The organism is Streptomyces sp. TRM68367, assembly GCF_014495685.1.
GTDB lineage: Bacteria > Actinomycetota > Actinomycetes > Streptomycetales > Streptomycetaceae > Streptomyces.
Window position 1 is genome coordinate 65,271 of record NZ_JACTVI010000003.1, and the last position, 15,522, is coordinate 80,792.

Consider the following 15,522-nt stretch of genomic DNA (forward strand, 5'->3'; position numbering starts at 1 on the left):
CGGACGGCCAGATATCTCCCCGCTCACAAGATCCAGATCCCGGTCGGCGAGAGTCGGGCGGTGAAGAACAGCAGGGAGATTATGGACATCCTGGAGGCATACGACCTCACGGGCAGTTACCGCGCGGCGGCCGAGCTGGCCGGGTGCGACCACCACACGGTGGCCCGCTATGTGAAGATGCGCGCGGCCGGGCAGGCCCCCGAGGCCCGCCGGCACCGGGACCGCGCGATCGACGCCTACCTGCCCAAGATCGAGGAGCTGGTGGTCCGCTCCGGCGGCAAGATCCGCGCGGACGTGGTCCACAAGCGCATCACCGCGATGGGCTTCACCGGCGGGGAGCGAACGACCCGCCGCACCGTGGCCGAGGCGAAGGCCCAGTATCTGGCGGGGCGACGCAGGATCTACCGGCCCTGGATCACCGAGCCGGGGCTGTGGCTGCAGTACGACTTCGGCGATGGCCCGGTGATCGGCGGCCGCAAGACGACACTGTGGTGCGCGTGGCTGGCCTGGTCGAGGTTCCGGGTCGTGATCCCGATCTGGGACAAGACCCTGCCCACCGTGACCGCGTGCCTGGACGCCACGTTCCGCAGGATCGGCGGGATCCCGGCGTTCGTGCTGACCGACAACGAGAAGACGGTCACCGCCGACCACATCGCCGGGATCGCGGTGCGCAACCCCGAGATCGTCGAGGTCGCCCGGCACTACGGCACGACCATCCGCACCTGCCTGCCCGCCGACCCGGAGACCAAGGGCGGCTCGGAGGCGACCGTGCGCATCGCCAAAGCCGACCTGGTCCCCAGGGACGTCAACCTGCTGGAGGAATACCGCACCTTCGCCCAACTGGAGGCCGCCTGCCGCGAGTTCTGCACCGAGGTCAACGCGCGGGTGCACCGAGCGACCCGCCGCACGCCGGCCGAGATGCTCACCGAGGAACGCCAAAGGCTCCACCCGCTGCCCCGGCAGCCGTTCACCGTTGCGTTCGGCACCACCCGCCGGGTCAACTGGGACGCCACCATCTCGGTGGAGGCGGTGCGCTACTCGGTCCCGCACGAGCTGATCGACACCCGGGTCTGGGCCCGCTTCCACGGCGACGAACTGGTCGTCACCGCAGTCGGTGCGGACGGCACCGCCGCCGAGGCCGCCCGCCACCCGCGCGGCACCCCCGGATCCCCGGTCATCGCCACCGAGCACTACCCCCAGCGCGAGGACAAGGACGCAGAGCGCACCCCGAAGGCCACCAGCGCCGCCGAGGCCGCGTTCTTGATGATCGGACCCGGCGCCGCGACCTGGCTCATCGAGGCCGCGACCGCCGGCACCCGCCGCGTCAAGGCCAAGATGGCCGAGGCCGTCACCTTGTCAAAGCTGTACTCCCCAGAAGCAGTTGACCGCGCGCTGGGCACCGCCGCGGTCACCGGCCGCTTCGCCGAGAAGGACCTGCTGTCCATCCTCGACTACCAGGCCGGCCGCGACAGTGCCGAGCCGACCCGCGCGAGTGAGACCCACAGCCTGCAGCCCGGCACCTCCGCCTGGGCCGCCTTCGGCACCACCCCGACGCCCATATCCGGCACCGACACCACGAACAGCACCGAAGAAGAGGACCGCATCTGATGGCCACCCCGCTCCGCCAGGTCCACGGCTCCACCGGCGACCCGCTGGCCGAGGCGATCGAGCTGACCCGCCGCCTGAAACTCCCTCACATCCGCCGGACCCTCGCCGACGTGATCCCCACAGCGAAGGCCCAACGGTGGGATCCGGCCGAGGTGGTGCGCGTCCTGCTGGCCGAGGAGGCCGCCGGACGTGACCGCGCCAACCTGCACACCCGCCGCAAGCGCGCCGGCTTCCCCGCCGGGAAGACGTTCGGTGACTGGGACGAGCAGGCGTCCTCGATCCCCCGGGCCACCCAGGACGCGCTCAAGACCCTGGAATGGGTCCGCCGCCGCGAGAGTCTTTGTGTCTGCGGACCCTCGGGCACCGGGAAGAGCCACTTCACCGAGGCCCTGGGCCAGGCAGCGGTCGAGGCCGGGATGACGGTCGCCTGGTTCACCATCGAGGACCTCGGGGCGCTGGTCCGCCGCCACCGCGCCGACGACTCCATCGCCCGCGCTCTGGCCCGGATCATCCGCTCCGATCTGATCATCGTCGATGACATCGGTCTCCTCCCGGTCAGCCCCGATGCCGCCGAGGGCTTCTACCGGCTGGTCGACGCCGCCTACGAACGGCGCGCGCTCGCGGTCAGCAGCAACCTGCACCCCTCCGGGTTCGACGAGATCATGCCGAAGACCCTCGCCACGGCCACCGTCGACCGGCTCATGCACCATGCCCACATCGTCGTCACCCAGGGTGACAGCTTCCGGCTCGCCCAGGCCACCTCCGGCCAGGGCGTCAAGCCCTTCAGCTGACCACCACACCACCCACGGCGGGGAGACAACTGGCCGCCGTCGGGGAAGCCCACATGGCCGCCAGCGGGGAGAACTCCTGGCCGCCTACGGGGAGAACTTCAAGGCCATTGACACCGAGCAGAATCAGCCTGGAACAGGTCGCGCTGGCCCGCGGGGCGAGGCCTGTCCGAGAGCTGGCGAGGTCCCGCTGGACACGCCGGGCCTGTGTCAGCGGGGCGGTGAGGACGCCACAGGGGATCCACCTCCGCAGGGCTTCTGGGACCGCCACAGTGCCATCGGCCCGCTGGTGCTGTTCCAGGAGCGCGGGCACCAGGCGGCTGGTGGCGAGCCCTGAGGCGTTCAGCGTCTGGAGATGCGCCGACCTTCCCTGCCGGGGCCGGTGGCGGATGTTGCCGCGCCGGGCCCGGCAGTCGCGGGCGTTCGGTGCCGAGCTGACCTCGACGTACGATCCGACGCTAGGCAGCCACACCTCGACGTCGTACGTCTTCGCCATTGCGGCGCTCGTGTCCTGGGCGGCGAGCCGCGTGATCCGGTGGTGCAGGTGGTGCGGCGCTACGCAAGTAGTACCCCAGGTCATCAACCGTTCGCCGTGATCGCGGACGGGCAGAACTGTGGCGCCTCGTGGACTCGTGGGTGCAGCCGGACAAAGTGTCCGGCCCGTTTTAGGTCCGAGAACGGATGTTGAGCACGGCACTGCAGCCCGAATCGCTCCCTGATCTCGCGGCCTGCTCGGCCGCTACCGTGGATGATTGACCAAAGTGGGGGAGGCAGCGCGCATGCGTGGTCTTGGTGATCACCTCAGCATCGGAGAGCGGATCGCGTTCTACCGCGAGCGCCGGGGCTATACGCAGCCTGTGCTCGCCGGTCTCGTCGGTCACAGCACTGACTGGCTGTCGAAGATCGAGCGAGGCGTGCGGAAGCCGCCCAGGATCGACAAGCTCGCTGAGCTCGCTCGTGTACTGCGTGTCCCGCTCGGCGACTTGATGGGTCAGCCCGTCCTCCTGGAGGACGAGGAAAAGCACATGGACGACGTGCCGGCCGTCCGCGATGCGTTGATGAGCCCTCGGCGGCTCTCCAAGCTGCTGTTCGGTCCCACGGCGGAGCGGCAGTTGCCGCGGACGGACCAGGCGCAGGTCTTCGTCGAGCGCGGCTGGGGCGACTACCAGGCCGGCGTTCTTGGCGACGTCATCGCCGCCCTGCCCGGCCTGTTGAGGACTGCCCAGGAGCTGGAAGACCTTCCGCATGGCGATCAGCGGAGACGCGGCCTCGCCGTCTCGGCTCGTACGCATCACCTGGCGGCGACCACCCTCGCCAAGGTCGGCGAGTCCGACCTGTCGTGGCTCGCGGCCGAACGCGCCATGCGCGCCGCCGACGAATCCGAGGACCCGCTGTCGGTCGTCTCCGCCGCCCGCTCCGGTACGCACGCACTGCTGGCCAACGGGCGCTACGAGGACGCCCTCGAACTGGGCGATACTGCGGCGGCCTGGCTCGCAAGTCAGGTTCGCGACGACGACCCGGCCGCCTTGAGCCTGCTTGGCATGATTCATTTGCGAGCTGCTGTGGCCGCCGCACGTCACCAGGACCGGCACACCGCCAACTCTCTGTTGGAGAAGGCGAAGCGGCTCGCCGACCGGCTCGGTTCCGACGAGAACCACTGGCAGACGTGCTTCGGTCCGACGAACGTCGAGCTGCACCGCCTGTCGATCGAGCTTGACCTGGAGAACATCCCGTACGTCGTCGAGCATGGCGGCATCGACGTGTCCCACATGCCGGCGGAACGCGCCGTGTCTCATCGCATCGACTACGCCCGCGGCCTCTGCCTCAAGGGCCGCGTCGACGCGTCCTTCAGGGAACTGCGGGAGGCCGAACGCACCTCGCCCCAGCTCGTGCGGAACAATCCACGTGTACGCGAGACCCTTCGCGACCTGAGGAAGCAGTCCCCGGTCACGGGCGGCAGCCACTCATCCGAGCTGCTGGCCATGGCCCAACGATGCAGGGCGGTGCAGTGAGTTCGATGCAGGGCAAGGTGCTGGGCGTCGTCGGATCGAGCGCCGGCGGGATCGAGGAACTGCGTACAGGACTCGTGGTCCCGGCGCTTGAACGGGGCTGGACGGTTGCGGTCACGCTCACGCCGACCGCAGGTCAGTGGCTCCGCACGAGCGGGGAGACGGCCGAGATCGAGGGGCTGACCGGCCTTCCCGTACGGTCCGAATCACGTCTGCCGGGTGACTCCCGGCCGCATCCGCCCGTGGACTGCTACGTCGTGGCCCCGGCAAGTGCCAACACCGTCGCCAAGCTCGCCCTGGGGATCTCCGACAACCAGGCATTGACACAGGTCAACGAGGCCATCGGAACACTGGACCTCCCAGTACTCGTCTGGCCCCGGGTCAACTCCGCGCACGCTCGCCACCCCGCATGGGAAGGGCACATCAAAGCCCTTCACGATTCAGGGGTGCGGTTGATCTACGGAGACGAGGTATGGCCGCTCGCCGAGCCGCGGGCTGGGATGCCGGGGCGCCGGTACCCGTGGGAAGCCGTACTAGACGAGGCCAGCAGAGCAATCTCCTGACAAACCATCAATAAGCCTGCGAAATAAGAGCAATTGGACCCGGACAGTCTGTCTGGGCCCTTCGTCTCGACTGGCGCCAGTCTGAGGGCATCACCGGCTAACGGAGGGACCGGATGCCCGATCAGGGATTGAGCGCGGCACTCCCCGGCGCAACGACCTGGGGCGACGCATCCAAGAACTGCCCAAACGCGCGCACGGATGCACTGGGCGGCAATGACTACTCATCTCGACGCTCATCTGATGCCGCCCCAACGCCGTCGGGCACGGAGCACATCGCCGGGAGCGCCGCAAGAAGCACCCCCACGCCAACCAGCCGCACCCGGCTCTGCAGCCTCTGCCGATGCCGCCTGAGTCGGTACAACGGCGAAGACATCTGTTCCGGCTGTGCTCGCAGTGGGGCAGCCGTACAGCCTGCGCGCCCCTTTGTTCCACCCCATGTATGGGCTTGCCGGGACGTCAGAGACGCCTTGTTACGCAAGGACTTCGGCAGGCTATGCCAACTCGTGCGAGAGTACGGCCACCTCCGTCAAGACGACATGGCCCTCCTCACGGGGCTGAGCCAGGCCTTTCTGTCGATGCTGGAATCTGGGCAGCGGCGCCTCACCAATATCGACCGGATCATCGTGCTCCTGGACGGCTTGAACGCACCCGTCGACATCACAGGGCCGATGCTGCGTCCCATAGCTGCCGCTCAGGGGCCATCTCTTCGTACGATCTCCTGATCCTTTACCTCAGATCATGAGGTGTCGCGGCTGCTGTCCCAGAAGAGGGCGCCGGCGACCCGGTCAGGAAGGAGCCACTGGTGGGCCTGCCTTCATGCCGGTTCGTGGTCACCGTGGTAAGTGTGCTGGCGGCGTACAGAGTCTTGCTGATGTTCAGCTTCGGGGAGATGACGATGGTCAGGTCCGTGGCGATCTCGGTGAGCTGGGGTGGCGGTGAGCTCCAGCCCGGTCTTTTTCACGGATCTCGCGGGCAGCGGCCTGGGGCTCAGCGTCGCCGTCGGCGTCTGTCCACTGGGGGGCGTGCCGTAGTACGCGGCCCGATGTGCGCCGTTGGAGGAGAGGTGGGACCACGCCTTACGGGAGGTCAGGACCAACTCCGGGTCTGGGGCGCCGATGGAGTCTGATCCGGCCCACCGGGACGCCAGCGCGGACGAAGTCGTGCGGCTGGCCCGCAGACGGCTCGACGTAGTGGCTGCCCTTGGCGAGCTTGGTCAGATCGAGGGTGATGGTCTCCGTGGAGTCCGTGCCGTGACGAGACGCGAGCCAGTCTCGATCGGCGATGACCATCACGGAGGTGGTTGACGGCTGGATGCTCAAACCGCTTCCTCCAGGTGATACCGGGTGCGGCCGCGCACTCACCGAGTGATGGAGCGGTCCACGTGGAGGAAAGGTCGGGGCGTGGTCCCCATGATCGAGTCTACGGACACCAAGGAGGAACGTGCCCACTATGGCAATCCGGCTAAGCCGCAACGTGACCCGCGGCTAACCGCAGAGGCCGGAACGTGTGATCTCCGCCTACGAGCAGAAGTAGGCTTCACCCTGCAAGAGCACGGGAAGCGATCCACAGGGGGTACAGGGTGACCGACGACCCCAGCACGCTGCCCAAAGCCGGCAGCCAGATCACCGTCGACGGTCACCTGGTCACCGTGGTCATGGCTACTCCCACGCCTATCGGCTGCGATCTTGTGATCCGCCACGGAAACGGGGCACTCACAGACGCTGCCCTGACTCACGAAGAACTACGCGAAGCTACGGTCCCCGCCAACGACGCAGGCGGAAACGCCGACCGTGCTCTCGCAGGCCTCTGGGGGCGTTGGATGCAGTACGCGGTCCCGCGTATCCGCTCCGCTGTCCTTGCCACAAGACCTCTGAAGCCATACGCACACCAGGACGAGGCCGTCTTCACGCACATGCTGGCGCAGCCGCGGTTGCGGTTCTTGCTGGCCGACGAACCCGGCACCGGCAAGACGATCATGACCGGCATGTACATCGCGGAAGGAACTCGCCGAGGACTGATTCCCGGCCGCACGGTGATCGTGGTCCCGGCCCACCTGGTGACGAAGTGGCAGCGTGACCTGCGCCGGTACTTCGCCATCGAAGCAGGCCGCCTCACACCGGAGATTGCACGCGACCCCAAGGACCTGGACCCACGTGTAACCGTCTGGGTCGTCAGCGTTGACTTGTACACCTACAACCCGGACGTCTCTCGCAAGGTGTCCGGATCACGCGCATCCTGGTCCCTGGCCGTATTCGACGAAGCCCACCGGCTCACACCTACATCCCGATACCTGGGCGCAGCACAAGAGCTGGCCGAGCGGACCCACCATTTGCTGCTCCTGACCGCAACTCCTCACCGCGGCAAGGAACACTTCTTCCGCGGCCTGATGAACCTCCTCGATCCCACGATGTACCCGTGGGAGCCGCGTACCAACGACTACGAAGGGGCCCTACGCCCCAGCTCCCTCTCGTTTCTGCGCCGCATGAAAGAGGAGCTCAAAGATCTGGAAGGCAACGACCTCTTCCCCCCTCGATACGCAGACACGATCTCTGTAGATCTTGAGGCCCGTGAGTACGCAGCGTACTCGGCGGTGATGGATTATGTGGACGACTTCTATTCCGACTCTGCGGTACTCGCTCGCTCGATCTACGGCAAGAGGGCAGCATCGTCGCTGACTGCAGCACGGGCCACCGTGCAACGCCGTCACATCGCTCTTAAAGGACCCGCCAGCGGTCGCACTACAGGCGCAATCCCCGAAGAATTCACCACTGATACCGACGGTGGGCTGACGCTCTCAGTTGACGACGAAGAAGCCTGGGGGCGAGCCGAGGACCTGATTGTCTCAGCACAAACCCAGGACAAGGCGAAAGAGCTTGCCCGTATCGATACGGTACTCGCAGCGATCTCCCAGGCGGAGAATGCGGGTACCTCTTCCAAGTGGGCACGCGCGCAGGAAGTCCTTGAGAAGCACTCGATTACGCCGGCCAGCGGCCAGCTTCTTGTTTTCACAGAGTTTTCCGACACAGCCCGCTGGCTAGTATCCCAGTTCGCCGCTATCGGCTTCTCCGTGAACATCCTCGACGGCACCGTCGGGCACCACGAGCGAGACAAGCTCCAGCAGCAGTTCCTCAGCGGGGCGTTTCAGATCCTCGTCTCCACTGACGCCGGCGGCGAGGGAATCGACCTTCAGTCCGCCCACGTCATGATCAACTGGGACATTCCCTGGTCCCTGGTCAGGCTGGAACAGCGCATGGGCCGCCTGCACCGGATCGGCCAAACCAATCCCGTACACATCTACCACCTAGTGGCGCCGGAGACGCGGGAAGGCCGTGTCCAGGAAGTGATGCTCGCCAACATCGAGGCTGCCAGCGAGGCACTCGGAGGCCGCATCTTCGACCTTCTGGACGCTGCGACTGCACGATCCGGGTTCGACTTCGCGCAGGCGCTCGCCGCGGCTCAACAGCACCCGGAGCAGGACCTGCGGATCCCCGAGGCCCGGACCCTGGTCGCCAGCGCCAGAGAACTCGTGCGCGACGAGGACAGGCTTGTCAGCCCCGCCAACGTCGACGCCGCCATGGACCGATTCCGCGCCGACCGCCTCGAAGCAATCAACCCCGTCATCGTCGATGCGTTTCTGGATCAGTTGGCCAGGGCTCAAGGCTGGCTCCTCTTGCCAGGGCCAGCCCAAGGGCTGCGGCGCCTGTCAGCGCCTAAGCCGCTACCCGAGGCCCTGGGCGGTGGGTCCGAGCGACTCGTTGCGGCAGACGGAGCCTCCGTACGTCAAGCGATCAACGACGGCGCCACAGACCTTGACGACGTCGTCGTGCTCGGCCCTACCGAGGAATCTTTCGGTGAACTCGTCGAGCTTGCCCTGCGCACAGGAGAGACCGACCTCGTGCGCGGTGCACACGTCGTAGACACCGCTTCGCTGACGGGCTACACCCTCCTGCTGTACGACGCCGAGGTCGAAGTCCATGACGGAGTCCGCCGGGTCCGGGAGAAGGCTCCGATGCTCGTGCGCTACTCCGGCGCGGGCGCCTTCGTAGCGGGCTGGGAATCGCTCATGAACCTCCAGGCACCAGCCGATGGCGTCTCGCTTCCGCACAGTGGGTTGAGTCCAGCCATGCGGGCAGAGGGCGCTCGTGAAGCCCAGCTGCTTCTGGAAGCAGAGACCACCCGCTTCCGAGATCAACGCCGCTCGTGGGTCGCCAAAGCGCGGGAACAACTTGACCAGGTCGAGTACAGGTACTTGGAGGAGCTCGAGGAACTGAGTGCTGATGTGCGGCGCGAGCGCATGGCCCAGTTCGCGCAGCACAAGCAAGATCGCCTGACACAGCTTGCCCAGATCGAGAAGGTCAACCCCACCGCGCAGCGCATGATCGGCTGGCTGAACGTAGCCGGCGGAGCGAAACAAGCGGAACTCGGCTATGACCCGAACAGTGAGAAGGTCGCTGTAGCCACGGTCCTTGCCGAGCTGGAGCGTCTCGGCTACGTCGTCGACGACCGGCAAACAGCAGGAGTTGGCTATGACCTCTTGGCTCGACACCGCGAGCACGGCGAGCAACGGCTGGTTGAAGTCAAGGGGCTCGTCGACGACCTACGGCCCGTTTGGCTGGAGCAGCACGAGTGGGCACAGGCCCAACAGCGCGGACAGGACTACTGGCTATACGTGGTGACGAGCTGCGCCACCAACCCCGTGGTGACGATCCGGGCCCAGGACCCCGCCGGAAAGCTGGGCAACAACGTCCGGCGGATCGAACGTGTGCAGATCAGGGTCACAGACCTTATGAGGATGATGGAGATGAGCCGTGAGCACCGCTGACGCGGGGAAGGTCCAGAAGACAGTCGCCGAGGATGTCCGAACACGACTCATCGACAGCTGGTTTCCGTGCACAGCAGTTGACGAAGCTTGTAGCACACCGGCGGGTTCCGGGCGGAACGAGAAAGCGATCTTCCCTTGGTTCGCCTCGCGGCCGATCGCACAGGCTCGGGCTGCGGTTCTCACAACGCTGCTCCCAGCGGATGACACGATGCGCCCACACGTGGAGGCCGCCGTACGGAGCGGCAGCGCAGGCGCGCTCGATCGTCTCTCACGGGTAGTCCGGGAAAACTACGGTGGCCGTGACCCCGTCGTCCTCGACCTGTTCTCGGGCCGCGGCATCATCCCATTGGAGGCCGCGCGCCTTGGGGTGACATCGGTGGGCACAGACCTCAGCCCAGTCGCTACTCTCGCGGGTCGTCTCCTGGCAGATTGGCCACTCCGCGACTGGAACAGTGAACCATCGCTCCCGTTCGATGGTTCAGCAGATGAGGAAGGCCAGGTAAAGGGAACGCACCGCCTGGCAGACGATGCACGGGTCCTTCATCAGGAAATCGGCATACGAGTCCGCCGTGCCCTCACGAAGCACTACCCGCCGGATGCTTCCGGCAGATTGCCGTGGGGATATCTGTGGGCAGTATCCATGCCGTGCGACCACTGCCGCAGGAGATTCCCGCTCATCGGCTCACTCGTGCTCCGGCATCCGTACGAGAAGACGTTCGATGCAGGCCAGTCACTCCAGCTCGCTGTTGAGGGCGACAAGTGGCGTGCCGAAGTGGTAGACGGCACGCCCACTGGGCAGCCCACGTACACTTCCGCAGGCAAGAAGGGTAAGAGCGCGCGGTGCCTGTTCTGTGGACACATCCATAGCCTTGAAACTGTCAAAGCAAAGGGATTTGCCGGGCAGTACCGAGACGAGCCACTCGCAGTAGCCGATTTTGGCGAGAATCCGGATAAAAAGAACGAGACGAAGAAGATCTTCCGAGTCCTACGGGAAGATGAACGTCACGCAGCACTTGAAGTGAACTGGAATGATCTAAATAAGATCGGCTCACTGAGCCCGGTGCCCGATGAAGACATTCCCCCGAACAATGTGCACACGGTTCAGGCCAGTGGATACGGCTACCTGAACTATGGCCAACTCATGGGTGCGCGCCAAACTTTTCACTTCGGGACCATCGCACAGACGATCCGAGAGTGCTATGCGGAAATGGTCGAGGCTGGCGTAAGCACAGAGTATAGCCAGGCACTCGTTAGCTACGCCGCGTCGACGCTCGCACGCATGACTCGCCGCGCTACGAGAGGTGCACGACTCCACTCCCACGGAAACTCTAGTGGAAGCGGTCAAAACCGTGTGCAGATCGGCGACGTGTTCACGAATGAAGCTAGCCTATCGTTCCAGTTCGACTATTTCGAGGCTGGAATTGGTGATGGGCCTGGCACCTGGGGCAGTATCGCAGAGACTGGCCTGAAGCCTCTGGCCACCCACTTGCGAGGCCTGACGGGCAGGCCGGCAAGACTACGACGCGCCAATGCAATGGCAATCCCGTATCGTGACGGTACGGTTGATGCCGTAATTTGCGACCCGCCTTACTACGACATGATTGAGTATGCCGACGCGTCGGACTACTACTATGTATGGATCCGCCGCATCCTAGCGGAAATTCAGCCCGACCTCTTCGGGGAGGACATCGGAACGGTTGTCGGGTCCAACCTGCAAAACAAGGACGACGAGATCATCGTGCGCCGCGTATACAACGGTGGCGTCAAGCACGACAGAGAATTCTACGAGAATTCACTCTCCAAGGCCTTCAAAGAAGCGAAGCGTGTGCTCCGTAGCGACGGCCACCTCGTGGTTGTCTTCGGACATTCCGACCCCGAGGCATGGAAGCGGCTGCTAGCAGCATTGCACGATGCAGGCTTCGTGATCACAAGTTCGTGGCCGTCTCGGACCGAGAACTCGCACACCGGTGTCGCGAGCATCAAAGTCACCGTCACCATCGGATGCCGCGTGGCACCCACGAAGCGCAGCGTCGCGACAGCGGCGCAGGTGGACCGTGAAGTCACAGAGGCAGTGAAGTCCGCCGTACGTGATTGGGAGCGCGACGGGCTTGCTTTTACGGACCAACTCATGGCTTCGATCGGTCAGGGCATGGAGGTGTACGGCAAGTACAGCAAGATCCTTAAACCGGATGGCTCAGAGGCAGAGCTCGACCGCTACCTGACTCTGTCCCGAGTCGCCGTACGTGATGCTATGGCGCTCAAGCTAGACGAGCTACCACTCGAGACCTTCGACAAGCGCACTAGGTTCGCGGTCTTCTGGCTGCGCCTCAACGGCCTGACGACCATCTCAAAGGGGGAGTCAAGGTTCCTCGCTCAGGCTGACAGCCTCAGCTTCGACGATGTCCGAGCGCGTCTCCTGAAGGAAAGCAACCGCGGGTTCAAGCTCCGCCTTGACCCTCCGGAAAGCGTTTCGACCGACTCATCAACGATTGAGGTCGCGCGCGCTATGGCCGGCGCATGGGATGAAGGTGGAACAGAAGCCGTCGCCTCTGTGATCGCCACCGCAGAGTTTGCCCCCAATGACCCACACCTCTGGGCCGTGGTCGGAGAGATGGTGACTCAGCTGCCCCCCAGCGATAAGGCAGCCAAGGCCCTCACCGCGATTCAGAGAAACGTGCACGCCATTAGCAGCCTGGCCCAGCGTGCAGCCGATACAGCTATGCCCAGCTCGACGCAATTGACCTTCGCCAACTTGCTTGAGGAGAGCTCCTGATGAGCGCGCAACAGACCGTACCCCACTGGGCAGATGTGCTGGCCCTGCGGCCGGAGGTTCGCGCATCTGACGGCTCCGTCGGTGAACTCCAGATGTCGCTGCACAAGGCTGTTTACCAGACGAAGGACGTGCCGTATCGCAAGGTCAATTACTACGGTGAAATCACTGAGCCTACGCCGAATCTGGTCGGTTTCTTCGCCCGCGTGGCACGGCGGCTTGGGACCGACGACATGGGCACCGCCCTCTTCCACCTTGACCAAGGCATGGGTGGCGGTAAGTCCCATGCGTTGGTTGGCCTCTATCACATGGCCAACACTCCTGCGGAATTCTTCGCCACCGAACTTGGGCAGACAGTCCGAGAGGAGGCGGAGCAGGGCCGAGTCAGCCTCGATCTCAAGTCACCCAAGGTGGTGACATTGACAGCAGACAACTTCTCCCCAGGGCGCCCGACCGAGGTATTCGGCCCAGCGATCAACCTCTTCGAACGCTTCATCTGGGCGCTCGTCGATGGCGACATGGACCGGTACAAGCACTATGTCGGAATGGGTCCAAACAAGGACACCATTCGCACAGCACTCTCGGATGCCAAGCGTCCCGTACTCGTGCTCCTGGACGAGCTGATGGACTATGTGCTCCCGCTCTCGGCCCCGGCCTACGTTGAAACAATGCCTGATGAGCAGGCCTTTCTCAGTGCGCTCATGGATGCCTGCGACGACATCCCCCGGGTGTCGTTTGTCTTGGTCATGATCCGCTCGGAGCGAGACGAGCGCGGATACAACATGGCCGCGCAGGACTTCCGGCAGTTCGTTGCCGACCGCGTGGTCCGAAACGGCCTCACGATCCCCGTCAACGAGCCCCAGGACTTTTCGTCGATCATCAGGAGACGACTCTTCCAGGCGGTAACGAACGATCTCCCTGCCCAGGACCTCGGGAAGTCCTACATAAAGGCAGCAACAGGTCCGTACACGACGAAGGTATTCGACAAGCTCGGAGCCAATCGAGGGGTAGCAGGCTTCCCGGCGAGGGTTGAAAAGAGCTATCCGTTCCATCCAGAACTCATGCGGCTCGTACAGGAGGAGTGGTCCCTCGTCCAGGGCTTCCAGGAAGTCCGTTCCACAGTCGCCATCTTCGCTCGTACCGCGATGCACTGGGTGGATGAGCACAAAGCGGGACGCTGGGCGCCGACACTGGTCGGTGTAGGCGATATTCCGCTCACGGTCGCACTTGAGCAGCTGCTCTCTTCTGGGCTGCTCATGGGCAATGATCGTGCGGTTCAAGGCTGGCGAGCTGTGGCCGGCACGGACATCACCAGCTCCGACAAGAGTCACGGTCGAGCGGTCGCGATTGACAACGAGCTACGCAACCACGGGGTGGAGTCACGGCAGCCCGCACCAGCGGTGCGAATGGCGACGGCAATGATGTGCTACTCGCTTGTGGGCCGGGCCCAAGGGCGTCGAGGGGCTACCAAGGCCGAACTGCTGGCCAGCATCTTTGAACCGTCGTTCTTCGGAACCTCTGAGTTCAACGCTGCCGAGGAGGTCTTCAACGCGCTGACCGCGGAAGAGGGGCTCGGCGCGCTCTCAACGGACACGCCGACAAATGCCCCGGCACGCTACTCGCTGTCGATCAAGCAGAACCTCCGCATGTACTTCACGGCTGCCAAAGCCCTTGTGCAGCGTGTGGAGCAAGAGACCCTGGTTTGGAACGTCGCGCAACAGATCGCCCAGAACTCCAAAGGGCCGTTCGAGCAGGTCATCACCATCGACAGACCGCGTGGTGAAGCCGTTGAACTGAGCGAGATCTTCGCTGATGTTGATTCGAACGCCACGCGGCTCGTTGTCCTTGACCCGCGCCGCTGGACACTGCTGAACGGCAAGGACAACAGCAGCCGGACCGAGATCTCAGCTCTTTTTGGTCTCGGGGACCAGGCGCTCACGGTCGATAACGCGGCTAGCTGCATCGTTGCCTGCGTTAACACGCAGCAGCGCGATCACGCGCGGAAGCGCGCTTGGGAGGTTCTTGCCTGGCGTCACGTTCTCCAGCAGGTCAGTGACGACGCGGAGGATGATCTCGTCCAGGCGCGCAGCAAACTCAGTGCGGCCGAGACGAAGCTCAAGGACGCTGTCCTCAGGGCTTATCGGCACTACGCGTATCTCCTGCGTGTGGGGGAAGAACTCGTCGTCGAGTTCAAGCGATTTGAAGACGACGGCAAGTCTGCCCTTCACGGTCAGGCGGTCTGGGACCAGCTCGTCGAGAACGGCCGGGCGACCCGCCGCGGAGGACTGGCGCATGAGTACCTTGCGGCCCTGCTGCAAACCTTTGATCGAGCTCTCACGCCGCGGGAAGTGGTACAGGCCTTCTACAAGAACCCGGCCTTCCCGCTCGTCACCTCCATTGATGAGATTCGCCGCGTAATCTTTGAACTCATCGAACATGACTGGGAACTCGTCGACAGCAATGGGGCTGCCCTTTCAGTCCAGTCGCAGGGTCAAATTCAGATCAACTCGATCGCCGTGACCCTCCAGCCTCGCACGAAGACCGCTCCACAGTCTCCGAGCATGGAGGATGATTCTTTCGCGGAAGAGGGGAGCGAAACTCACTCGGGTAGTTCCTCCGGCCAGGGGGCAGATGAGGGCGGCTCGGGGAGTCAGCAAACCGACCCCACTGATGTGAGTACGCCTCACGGTCCGAAGGTGTACAAGCGTTATCTGCTTGAATTGTCCAATAGGAGCATCACCTCCCATGAGAAGCGTGAAGAGATCTGGCAACTGCTGAGGGAACTGGCCAAGACCTTGGACCCGGCATTCTTCAGTGAGCGGGATCACCAGCTCATTGATTTGAGGGTAACGCTGACGACCGCAGAAGGCGATGAGGGTCGCATCGTCTCGAAGGGGCAAGAGATCGGCGCACGTGTCGTAATCGAAGAGGACGACTTCTAAGCCCGCTGGGGCCACCCTCA

10 protein-coding genes are annotated in these 15,522 nt (G+C 64.4%); 8 read left to right on the forward strand and 2 right to left on the reverse strand.

All coding sequences use genetic code 11. From position 1 onward, the window contains the following. Positions 1–60 precede the first annotated feature (60 nt). Positions 61–1,608 carry an IS21 family transposase gene (gene istA, locus H8R17_RS03170; protein ID WP_187821565.1) on the forward strand — a complete coding sequence of 516 codons (1,548 nt, stop codon included), beginning with the start codon at positions 61–63 and terminating at the stop codon, positions 1,606–1,608. Next, on the forward strand, positions 1,608–2,399 hold the full coding sequence (istB, locus tag H8R17_RS03175) for an IS21-like element helper ATPase IstB (protein ID WP_187821566.1): 792 nt from the start codon (positions 1,608–1,610) through the stop codon (positions 2,397–2,399). Before istA ends, istB begins: the two co-directional genes overlap by 1 nt. On the opposite strand, the gene H8R17_RS46260 is transcribed toward istB, so the two are convergent. Beyond that, on the reverse strand, positions 2,392–2,976 hold the full coding sequence (locus H8R17_RS46260) for a hypothetical protein (RefSeq protein WP_262504980.1): 585 nt from the start codon (positions 2,974–2,976) through the stop codon (positions 2,392–2,394). The two genes, istB and H8R17_RS46260, sit on opposite strands and share 8 nt — an antisense overlap. A 199-nt stretch (positions 2,977–3,175) precedes the next feature. Between H8R17_RS46260 and H8R17_RS03185 the strand changes: the two genes are divergently transcribed. From H8R17_RS03185 to H8R17_RS03195, 3 genes are all read left to right on the forward strand, one after another. Next, positions 3,176–4,408, forward strand: a complete 1,233-nt coding sequence (locus H8R17_RS03185) for a helix-turn-helix domain-containing protein (RefSeq protein WP_187821567.1) — start codon at positions 3,176–3,178, stop codon at positions 4,406–4,408. A 5-nt stretch (positions 4,409–4,413) separates the two neighbouring features. Next, positions 4,414–4,968: a flavoprotein gene (locus H8R17_RS03190; protein ID WP_187821720.1), complete on the forward strand. Its 555-nt coding sequence runs from the start codon at positions 4,414–4,416 to the stop codon at positions 4,966–4,968. A gap of 536 nt (positions 4,969–5,504) precedes the next feature. Continuing rightward, positions 5,505–5,690: a transcriptional regulator gene (locus H8R17_RS03195; protein ID WP_223124592.1), complete on the forward strand. Its 186-nt coding sequence runs from the start codon at positions 5,505–5,507 to the stop codon at positions 5,688–5,690. A 354-nt stretch (positions 5,691–6,044) separates the two neighbouring features. Here the strand turns inward: H8R17_RS03195 and H8R17_RS03200 are convergent, their stop codons facing one another. Further along, complete coding sequence (locus H8R17_RS03200; protein WP_187821569.1) at positions 6,045–6,287, reverse strand: hypothetical protein; 243 nt, start codon at positions 6,285–6,287, stop codon at positions 6,045–6,047. 260 nt (positions 6,288–6,547) lie between these two features. Between H8R17_RS03200 and H8R17_RS03205 the strand changes: the two genes are divergently transcribed. Genes H8R17_RS03205 through H8R17_RS03215 form a run of 3 tightly spaced genes read left to right on the forward strand, consistent with a single transcriptional unit; the run spans position 6,548 to position 15,502 of the window. After that, entirely contained in the window at positions 6,548–9,790 is a 3,243-nt protein-coding gene (locus H8R17_RS03205; RefSeq protein ID WP_187821570.1) for a helicase-related protein, read from the forward strand. Continuing rightward, on the forward strand, positions 9,777–12,563 hold the full coding sequence (locus H8R17_RS03210) for a DUF1156 domain-containing protein (RefSeq protein ID WP_187821571.1): 2,787 nt from the start codon (positions 9,777–9,779) through the stop codon (positions 12,561–12,563). The genes H8R17_RS03205 and H8R17_RS03210 overlap by 14 nt, the downstream gene beginning before the upstream one ends. Continuing rightward, complete coding sequence (locus H8R17_RS03215) at positions 12,563–15,502, forward strand: DUF499 domain-containing protein (RefSeq protein ID WP_187821572.1); 2,940 nt, start codon at positions 12,563–12,565, stop codon at positions 15,500–15,502. Before H8R17_RS03210 ends, H8R17_RS03215 begins: the two co-directional genes overlap by 1 nt. Positions 15,503–15,522 lie beyond the last annotated feature (20 nt).

Excerpts from the sequence above, each read along its gene's own strand:
- H8R17_RS46260 (WP_262504980.1), bottom strand. The coding sequence starts at position 2,976 with ATGACCTGGGGTACTACTTGCGTAGCGCCGCACCACCTGCACCACCGG.
- H8R17_RS03190 (WP_187821720.1), top strand. The coding sequence starts at position 4,414 with ATGCAGGGCAAGGTGCTGGGCGTCGTCGGATCGAGCGCCGGCGGGATC.
- H8R17_RS03215 (WP_187821572.1), top strand. The coding sequence starts at position 12,563 with ATGAGCGCGCAACAGACCGTACCCCACTGGGCAGATGTGCTGGCCCTG.
- H8R17_RS03185 (WP_187821567.1), top strand. The coding sequence starts at position 3,176 with ATGCGTGGTCTTGGTGATCACCTCAGCATCGGAGAGCGGATCGCGTTC.
- istB (WP_187821566.1), top strand. The coding sequence starts at position 1,608 with ATGGCCACCCCGCTCCGCCAGGTCCACGGCTCCACCGGCGACCCGCTG.
- H8R17_RS03195 (WP_223124592.1), top strand. The coding sequence starts at position 5,505 with ATGGCCCTCCTCACGGGGCTGAGCCAGGCCTTTCTGTCGATGCTGGAA.